Source organism: Pararhodobacter sp. CCB-MM2, from assembly GCF_001691415.1.
GTDB lineage: Bacteria > Pseudomonadota > Alphaproteobacteria > Rhodobacterales > Rhodobacteraceae > Pararhodobacter.
Window position 1 is genome coordinate 1 of sequence record NZ_LRRR01000060.1, and the last position, 4162, is coordinate 4162.

Sequence of the window (4162 nt, forward strand, 5' to 3'; positions counted from 1 at the left end):
ACCCCGCGCGCCCCGGCCGCCCCCAATCGGTGCGAGGGGCGATATGACGGCTCCGCCAGCCCTGTTCATCTTTGCTCTCTAAATATCCCGGGGGCCCGCGGGCAGAGCCCCCGGCTTGATCGCCCGAGAAGCACGCGCCCGAAGGGCCGGGGGACGAGGGCGAAACCCCTCCCCCTCAGGCCGCCCGTCGAACCCGCGCCGCTGGCGCCACACCCAGCATCGGGTGCAGCCGCCCGGCCAGCAGGTACATCGACCCCAGCGCCAGCCCGACCGCCGCGAAGATCCCCTGGATCGGCGCGACCAGCAGGATCACCGCGCCAATGCCCGGCGTGAGGATCCCCGAGACATCGCGGAAGCTCGAATAGACCGCCGCCATCTCGGTCCGCTCGGACGGTTTCACCGCCATCAGGAACGGCAACCCGCCCGAGATATCCAGCAGGATCAGGAAGGCCGAGGACAGGAACAGGCACGCCACCGCGACCTCAGGCAGGGGCGAGACCGCGGCCAGCAGGAACCCGGTCGCCGCGCACAGGAAGCCCGTACGCACCGCCACCCGGACCGAGCGCTTCTGCACCCAGCGCAGCATCAAGGGCGAGACGAACAGGAAGGCATTGGTGATGGACACCAGCACCCCGCCGAGTTCGTCCCAGAGCCCATGTTCGATCGCGTAGATCGGCAGGTAGACGATATAGCCCCACCATCCGCAGGAGCGGATCACCGCAAACAGCCACCCCGCGATCAGCCGCGGCTGCGCGAAGAAGCGGGACAGGAAGGCCAACGGGTTCGGCGCCGGGCCGCGCGCCTTTTGGATCAGCTTGCCATTGCCAAGCCGCAGCCACCAGAACACGGCCACAAGCACCAGTGCGAAGCCGCCCGCGAAAAGGAATGGCAGAGGGGCCCAGATCTTCATCAGCGCCACGCCCGTGACGGGCCCGCCGCTCCAGGCAAGGGCCGAGTAGAACATCCGCAGCGTCTCGGTTTTCCCCAAGTCGTTCTTGGCCACGTAATCCAGCACATAGGCATTGAGGCAGATGAAGCAGGTCACCGTCGCCAGCGTGCAGGCACAGAGCGCAACGACGATGCCCATGCCCCCCATCGCCCCGGCAATCCCGCCCACGACGTAAAGAGCCCCGCCAATGGTATAGAGCCAACGTCGAGGGATCAGGCGGTTGACCCAAGGCAACAGCAGCCCCACGCAAAGCGACACCAGCCCGATGACGAAATAGACCGACGAGACGCGTCCCGCGTCCTGCAGCGCGCCGTACATGGCCAAGGGGAAGACCGACAGCAGCATACCCCGGATTGCGGCCTCCAGCCCGGAAAGCGTGGCGAAGGCCTTCGCGCCCGGCTTGCGGGCGGCGGCGGCGGGGGGGTGGCGCAGCCACTCGGGGACGGAACGTTCAAACATCGGGGAGGACCTCCAGTCCCCAGCCCTCTGCTATCTGGACAGGTCTGTCTCCTCCTCGCGCGACACGCGCATGTCGAATTTCACCCGTGAAGATTTCGCGCCAAACGAGTAGCCTTGCGCGAGGCGGCGACCCCGGGGAGGGGGCACGCCTCCTCCCCGGACCCCTCCCGTGGATATTTATAGAGTAAAGATAAGGGGGCGCAGCTCAGCGGGTCGGAACAGGGACCGGGCCGCGGTAATCGTAGAACCCGCGCTGGGTCTTGCGGCCGAGCCAGCCAGCTTCGACATATTTCGTCAGCAGCGGGCAGGGCCGGTATTTGGTGTCCGCGAGCCCGTCATAGAGCACGTTCATGATGGCGAGGCAGGTGTCGAGGCCGATGAAATCCGCCAGCTCCAAGGGGCCCATCGGGTGGTTCGCGCCGAGCTTCAGCGCCATGTCGATCGACTGCACGTTACCCACGCCTTCATAAAGCGTGTAGACCGCTTCGTTGATCATCGGGATCAGGATGCGGTTGACGATGAAGGCCGGGAAATCCTCGGCCGAGGCGGCGGTCTTGCCCAGTTTCTCGACCACCGCATGCAGCGACTTGTAGGTCTCCTCCGAGGTGGCGATGCCGCGGATCAGTTCCACCAGCTGCATCACCGGCACCGGGTTCATGAAGTGGAAGCCCATGAATTTCTCGGGCCGGTCCGTGCGCGAGGCGAGGCGGGTGATCGAGATCGACGAGGTATTCGACGTCAGGATCGTCTCGGGCTTCAGATGCGGCAGCAGGTCCTCGAAGATGGCCTGCTTGACCATCTCGCGCTCGGTCGCGGCCTCGATGATCAGGTCCGAGGGGCCGATGTCGGCCAGCCGCGTGGTGGTGCGGATGCGGGCCATGGCCGCGTCCTTCTCCGCGGCCTCGATCTTGCCGCGCTGCACTTGCCGGTCGAGGTTCTTGTCGATCAGCCCCAAGGCGCGCGAGAGGGCGTCTTCGGAAATGTCATTGAGCAGCACGTCATAACCGGACACGGCAAAAACATGGGCGATTCCGTTGCCCATCTGACCCGCACCGACGATCCCGACGCTCTGAATTTCCATGTCCCGCTCCCGGCTGAATGTCCGAGGCGACCTTATGCGCCGCGGCGCGGCGGGCGCAAGGGCTACGCCACGGCGCGCGATGACGGGGCTGCCTTTGTCTCGCCACATTGGGGCGTGAGCGGGGCGTTGGTAAGAACATTGTAAGATTTGGCTGCCACATTTGAAGGAAGGTGAAGAATCGGGAGTCTGTCCCATGCACGCAACCACGCGGCTGCCGGAGGGTGGCCAACCTCCGCTGCTCTTGCAGCCCAAACGTCAGGTCGGCCCGCAACACAAGGGGCTGATGTTGATCGGCCCGCGCGGAACGGGACGGCTTCGTGCTGCCGTGGCGGACCGGGTGCTCGCGCGTCTCTTGGCGCCGACGGCGCTGGTGGAAGGGGTGGATTATCATCTCGGCGACGCCTTGCTGCTCGATCGGGCCTCGCGCGCGCAATCGGTTCTGATGCTGCTGCCGTCGCTGGGCAATCTGTCGAACGCGTTCTACCGGGTGCATCCCCGCCGCAACGACCGTTTCGTGGTGGCCCGTGCGCCACTACGCGCATTGTTCCCCGAGGTCGATTTCGCGCTTTTTACCTTTACCGGTCATGCGCTTGGCACCTTGCACGCCACCTGTCCGGAGCGTTTTGGCCTGGTCCGACAGGCTCTCGTCGAAGCATGGCTGCTGCGGATGGGCATCTTGCTCGACATGCTGCCGCAGGACGGGGTGCTCATCTCGACCCCCGCGCCCAGCTATCTCGCCCGCCCCCCGGTGCCCACCCGCAATCTCACGGTACTGGCTCTCCGGCCCGAGGATCGGGCTGGTGCGGCGCAGGCTCTTCGGCATGCGCTGCTGCCGATGGCCGCCTGAAAACGCGAACGGCCCGCCTTGTCTGGCGGGCCGCTGGTCTTTGCGTAGGGTGGGGTTTCACCCCACCATTTCGAGGCTCACAGCTTCTCGGTCAGCTCCGGCACGACGGTGAAGAGATCGCCCACCAGCCCGTAATCCGCGACCTGGAAGATCGGCGCTTCCTCGTCCTTGTTGATCGCCACGATCACCTTCGAATCCTTCATGCCCGCGAGGTGCTGGATCGCGCCCGAGATGCCGACGGCCACATACAGATCCGGCGCCACGACCTTGCCGGTCTGACCGACCTGCCAGTCGTTCGGCGCAAAGCCCGAGTCCACCGCCGCGCGCGAGGCGCCGACAGCGGCGCCCAGCTTGTCGGCGAGGCCCTCGATGATCTTGAAGTTCTCTTCCGAACCCACGCCGCGCCCACCCGAGACGACGATCCCGGCCGAGGTCAGCTCGGGACGATCCGAGGTCGCGACCTTGTCTTCGATCCACGACGACAGCGCGGGATCGGCAGCGGCGCCGACGGTCTCGACGGCGGCCGAGCCACCCTCACCAGCCGCCTCGAAGGTCGAGGTGCGGATGGTGGCGACCTTGACGCTGTCCGAGGACTTCACGGTCTGGATCGCGTTGCCGGCATAGATCGGGCGCTCGAACGTGTCGGCGTCGACGACGGCGGTCACGTCCGAGATCACCATGACGTCCAGCAGCGCAGCCACGCGCGGCAGCACGTTCTTCGCGTCGGTCGTGGCGGGCGCGACGATGTGCGAATAGCCCGAGGCCAGCGACACGATCAGCGCCGCGGTCGGCTCGGCCAGACGATGGCCCAGCGAGGCATCCTCGG

General features: G+C 66.3%; 4 protein-coding genes. 1 reads left to right on the forward strand and 3 read right to left on the reverse strand.

Translation table 11 applies throughout. The features are described from left to right. Positions 1-175: 175 nt before the first annotated feature. Positions 176-1408, reverse strand: coding sequence for an MFS transporter (locus tag BCY78_RS24090; protein WP_068306879.1), 1233 nt, complete (start codon positions 1406-1408; stop codon positions 176-178). Between the two features lie 205 nt (positions 1409-1613). Continuing rightward, positions 1614-2489, reverse strand: coding sequence for a 3-hydroxybutyryl-CoA dehydrogenase (locus BCY78_RS24095; protein ID WP_068306881.1), 876 nt, complete (start codon positions 2487-2489; stop codon positions 1614-1616). Between the two features lie 193 nt (positions 2490-2682). Here BCY78_RS24095 and BCY78_RS24100 point away from each other — a divergent pair, with 193 nt between their 5' ends. After that, entirely contained in the window at positions 2683-3336 is a 654-nt protein-coding gene (locus BCY78_RS24100) for a DUF6473 family protein (RefSeq protein ID WP_068306883.1), read from the forward strand. A 77-nt stretch (positions 3337-3413) separates the two neighbouring features. Here the strand turns inward: BCY78_RS24100 and BCY78_RS24105 are convergent. Further along, a partial coding sequence (locus tag BCY78_RS24105) for an electron transfer flavoprotein subunit alpha/FixB family protein (protein ID WP_068306885.1) occupies positions 3414-4162 on the reverse strand: 749 nt, incomplete at its 5' end.

What these genes read in the sequence shown, in the direction of transcription:
- BCY78_RS24090 (WP_068306879.1), bottom strand. Translation starts at nt 1,408, where the DNA reads ATGTTTGAACGTTCCGTCCCCGAGTGGCTGCGCCACCCCCCCGCCGCC.
- BCY78_RS24095 (WP_068306881.1), bottom strand. Translation starts at nt 2,489, where the DNA reads ATGGAAATTCAGAGCGTCGGGATCGTCGGTGCGGGTCAGATGGGCAAC.
- BCY78_RS24100 (WP_068306883.1), top strand. Translation starts at nt 2,683, where the DNA reads ATGCACGCAACCACGCGGCTGCCGGAGGGTGGCCAACCTCCGCTGCTC.